The sequence below is a fragment of the Gemmatimonadota bacterium genome, assembly GCA_026706845.1.
Classification (GTDB): Bacteria; Latescibacterota; UBA2968; order UBA2968; family UBA2968; genus VXRD01.
This window is the reverse complement of the sequence record JAPOXY010000012.1, coordinates 1-4,716: the sequence shown is the minus strand read 5'-3', so window position 1 is coordinate 4,716 and position 4,716 is coordinate 1. Positions and strand designations below refer to the sequence as shown.

The following is a 4,716-nucleotide window of genomic DNA, read 5'->3' as shown; positions in this document are numbered from 1 at the left end:
GGCCCAGGTATAGCCCATTAAAAAGGTGTCGCCACATCCGGTTTCGTCACAGGGTTCAGCTATGGGCGCGGGGTCGAACGGGTCGATTACAATGTCTGAGCGGTCATTTTGAAAAATTGTTTCAGAACCGCGGTTGCTGCGCGTGATCATCAATACTGAAGGTCCCGCGCACAATACTTGTTTTGCAAAACGGCGTGTTGCGTCTTTGCTGTCCAGTGTTTCGTCGGCGAGTAAAGCGCCTTCTTGCTCATTCATTTGTACGACATCCACGCATCCCATCCATTTTTCCCACTGCGGGGGCACGCGCCAGAATCGACGGCGTTTTTCATCCATGCCCAGGGTTAGACTGTGGACATCCATCAATAGCAAACCGGTGGCGAAACGACGCACGCGCTGTGCGGTTTCGAGGGCGAGTTCCATTCCGGTGATAAAATTAAAGCATATCGCGTCGCAGTCTAAGAACGGTTCAATTTGTGAAAAAGAGATTTGCGGGACGTCATTGTGCAGGGTTTCGCGTTTGCGACCATTTGCGTCGTAATCCAGAAAGCAATGAGGGTTTTTGCCCGATACAAATCGGATGCCGTCGAATTTGACGTGCGGGTATGGCGCGAGTTTTTCTCGCACCACGGTTTCCATGTCTGCACCTGCATTGCAGATGGGATAAATCGCCACATGAGAAGACGCGATCTCGGCCAGTGCCAGGATGCTGTACAACAAACCGCCGTAGCTTTCGGTTGTCACGCCATCGGCGGTGTGAATCGTGTCGCGGTTAATCGTGCCAAGCAACGCAATGCGCAGCCCATGATTCATCAGTCAGTTTCCGGGTAATGGTGAAAAAGGTCATCCGCAGATGAAACCGAATCAATCTACCATAATACAATATGGGTGTCAACTATTAGCGGTCAGCAGGTAGCAGTCACCCCGCTTCCGCAATTTGCATGTCGTGGCGTGCGGTTGCGTCTAATTCTCGTCTTAAAACAGTGTGTGCGGTCAAATTTGGGTCGTGGTCCAGAAGTGTCTGTGCTTCTCGGCGTGCGGCGGTGATTAAGGCGCTGTCGCGGGCGAGATCGGCAAAGTGAAATCTGGGAAAGCCGGCTTGTTGTGTGCCAAAAATATGTCCGGGTCCCCGGATGCACAAGTCGGCTTCTGATATTTCAAATCCGTCTGTTGTTCGCGTCATGGCGTCGAGGCGTTCACGCGCGTCATCCGATAATCCTTCCTGGGGGTCTGCGATTAAGATGCAGTAGGATTGATGTTGGCCGCGGCCCACGCGCCCGCGCAATTGGTGCAATTGCGATAGTCCAAAACGCTCGGCGTGTTCGACCATCATGACTGTGGCATTGGGTACATCGACGCCGACTTCTATGACTGTTGTCGTGACCAATACATCCAGGTCGCCGCGCCTGAAGGCAGACATTGTGGTTTCTTTTTTGTCGCGTTTTAGCCGTCCGTGCAACAAGCCCAGTTGGAAGTTGGAGAGTGCGCCCTGTTGCAGGTCTTCAAAGGCGGCAGTGGCGGCTTGCAGGTCGCTTTTTTCGGATTCGGATACGAGTGGATAGACGATATATGCCTGGTGTCCTTGTTGCAGTTCGCTGCGGAGAAATTGCAGTGCGCGGGCGCGGTCCTGTGCATAACGCCATCCCGTGCGTACAGGGATGCGACCGGGCGGCAGGGCGTCGATGATGGTGACGTCCAGATCGCCGTACAGAGTCAGCGATAGGGATCTGGGTATGGGGGTGGCGGTCATGACCAGGAGATGGGGTGCATTGCCTTTTTCGCGCAACATGGCGCGCTGGACCACGCCAAAGCGATGTTGCTCATCGACGACTATGAGTGCGAGGTCGGCAAATGCGATGTCGTTTTGCAATAGGGCATGTGTGCCGACTGCTATTTTTATTTTTCCAGAACGCAATCCGTCCAGTACTCTGGTGCGTTGTGCCTTTGGCATGCGTCCTGTTACCAGTGCTATTTCTAAGCCCAATGGTGCGACGAGTTCCCGAATGGTGTGGGCGTGTTGCTCGGCGAGGATCTCTGTGGGTGCCATTAAGGCGGCCTGCGCGCCGCTGTCTGTGGCACACAATATGGCGTGGAGGGCGACGAGGGTTTTGCCGGATCCCACATCGCCCTGTAACAGGCGATGCATGGCTACGGGGCGCTGTAAGTCATGGCCGATTTCTGCAATGGCATGTGCTTGTGCGTGTGTGAGTTCAAAGGGCAAATGCGCTACGAGTTGTTGCGTCAGGGGGCCGCTGGATGTCAGTACGCGTCCGGGCGCGCTTTGGCGCAGCTTTTTTGCTTGTCCCAGATAAAGCTGGATATAGAAGATTTCGTCAAATGATAGGCGTTGCCGCGCAGTGTCTATGTCCGTTGTTGTGTCTGGGAAATGGATTTTTTCAATTGCGTCTCTAAGGCGCATCAGGCCACAGCGTTTGCGTATGTTTTCGTCCAATGGGTCTTCGATCTGATCTCCAACAGCTTGTAGCGCGGCGAATAACAGGCGGCGGAGTGCGCGGGCTGTGAGGCGGTCAGCTTTCATTTTTGATGTGGTCGAGTACAGGGGGATGATGCGTCCGGTATGTAGCCGCTGATTGTCGTCTTCTTCGTTTGCGAGAACTTCTATTTCGGGGTGTACTATTTGCAGGGTGCGCCCGAATCGCGTCAGTTTTCCCCCGAGTGCCACGATGTCGCCCGCGCGGTATGCATTTTTGAGGTATTGAATGCCTCCGAACCACGTACAGGCGACCGATCCGGTCTGGTCTTCGACTGTCATGACGAATCGCCGACGCTTGCCGGGGATTGTCTGCATGCTTACGATTTCGCCAACTGCGGTGACTTCTCGCTCCAGGGGCAGGTGTGCGATTCCGACTTCGGTGGATCGATCTATGTACCGATAGGGCAAATACAATAACAGATCGCCCACGGTGGCGATGCCGGCGTTTTCCAATACTTTTTCGCGTTTTGGTCCAATGCCCGGCAGTGTTCGCAAGGGCTGGTTTAAGTTTGAGAGCATAGTGGTTTATTTTTGTTCTTCGCTGTCGCCTTCCTCGTCGTCTTTCTGTTTTTTTCGCTTGTCCTTAAACGCTTTAATTTTTTCAATTAAATCGGGCGCGTATTTGAGCAGGTCGGCGATGGACATGCTTTTGTCTTCTATGGGGAGAAGTTGTGCTTTGCCTTTTTGTATGACGATGAATGCCACGGGTTGCACAGAGCCGCCTCCACCCGTGCCACTGCTGCCGTCGTCTTTTTTGCCCTGTCCACCGCCTGCACCAAATCCAAAGGATATTTTGGATACGGGTATGATGGTGACTTCGCCCACGACAACAGGGTCGCCTACTACGGTTTCGGTTTTTACGATTTCACGCAGTTCGTTTAACATTGTTCGCACCATGTCTTCGATAGCCATGTTCCCTCCGATAAATAAAGTCGCGATAATTAGCAATTAGCAGTCAGCGAGCGACCACAGGGAAGTCGCCCCTACAAATTGGTTTCACAATATCATCGTAGGGGACGGTCCCTGTGCCGTCCCTGCTTTGCGCCTGATTTTGCGTTCTGTCCACCAGATTTTTGCGCGCCAGAGTCCGCCGCGTACAGCAAGGGCGAGTGCGGCGAATATCAAACGGTGAAGATAAACGGAGAGCCGCAGGGATCCCGATCCGGCAAAGCGCGGCTGGATAAAGTTAGGGGTGATTGAGATGCGGATGCGTTTGCCAAAGATGCGCTTGAACGCTTCTACATATCCAAATAGACGCCCGGTGAAAGCGGGGTCGTCCGTTCCCAGTTCCAGATTCAATTCGAGGTGCCGAAATGCGATTGTTTTTGATAGGCGCTTCATAAATCGCGTCAGAATGGGACGCACATCCGCGGCGTAGTCCAGGTATTGTTTTGTTTTCGCGTGCAGGGTCTGCAAACGCGACCAGTAGGAGGGTTTTGTTGTCGGATATGATTTTTTAGGTCTGTCCCGTTTTGGTTTGGTGGTGGTGTCTTTTTCGGATTCTGTTGTTGCTGATGGCGGTTTTTCCCCGGGTCGCCACGCGGTCCAGCGTCCGATAACGACGCGCAATTGTATTCCCTTTTTGTCGATGTAGCAAATAATACCACATAGCCCGGCACAACCGCGCGCGAAGCCGGATATACTATAGTCATTTTCGCGGTAGTATCCCGTTGCACCTGCGCGGATTGGCAAGAATATGAAGAGTGCCAGAATTGCGAGGGGGATACCCAGTATAAGGCCAATGGCGATGAGGATTGATGTGAGCATTTTCAAAATAGGGCAAAAATGAGGGTTAAAGTCAAGTAGTTTTGCCTCTGCACTTGACACGGTGGCGCGTAGATGACAATATATGGTACAAATGAAAAGTTAAAATACCCTCCATCCTGGACGCCTGCTTTAAGCATACAGGCGTGACGAGCACTAATCGTCATTGCGGCAGGGTCTTGAGCCGCAATCCAGAAGGTTTTTAGCTGACTGCTGATCGCTGATAAACAGGAGTATTTATGAAGATACACCAGCAGATCAAAAATTGGGCAGCGGAGAACAGGATTTCTACCGCGGCATTTCAAGGACTTTCCCAATGGCTTATTGATCCAGAATTTGCCGATTTTGTACCGGAAATTCAATTGCTTATTGAAGATGAAGATATAGATGAGATTGAGGATGCTTTTCGCACCCATATCGAGTTTGGTACGGGGGGTATTCGGGGCAAGATGGGTCCTGGT

5 protein-coding genes are annotated in these 4,716 nt (G+C 52.4%); 1 reads left to right on the top strand and 4 read right to left on the bottom strand.

From position 1 onward, the window contains the following. From OXG87_01215 to OXG87_01200, 4 genes are all read right to left on the bottom strand, one after another. On the bottom strand, positions 1-810 hold an 810-nt coding region (locus tag OXG87_01215; GenBank protein MCY3868141.1), incomplete at its 3' end, for a carbohydrate kinase family protein. Positions 811-916: 106 nt separating this feature from the next. Then, entirely contained in the window at positions 917-3,010 is a 2,094-nt protein-coding gene (gene recG / locus OXG87_01210; protein ID MCY3868140.1) for an ATP-dependent DNA helicase RecG, read from the bottom strand. A 6-nt stretch (positions 3,011-3,016) separates the two neighbouring features. Continuing rightward, positions 3,017-3,403, bottom strand: a complete 387-nt coding sequence (locus tag OXG87_01205) for a spore germination protein GerW family protein (GenBank protein MCY3868139.1) — start codon at positions 3,401-3,403, stop codon at positions 3,017-3,019. 84 nt (positions 3,404-3,487) lie between these two features. Continuing rightward, complete coding sequence (locus OXG87_01200) at positions 3,488-4,258, bottom strand: DUF2953 domain-containing protein (protein ID MCY3868138.1); 771 nt, start codon at positions 4,256-4,258, stop codon at positions 3,488-3,490. A gap of 236 nt (positions 4,259-4,494) precedes the next feature. On the opposite strand from OXG87_01200, the gene OXG87_01195 reads away from it, so the two are divergent. Continuing rightward, positions 4,495-4,716 (top strand): hypothetical protein (locus OXG87_01195; GenBank protein MCY3868137.1); only part of this gene is annotated, 222 nt, incomplete at its 3' end.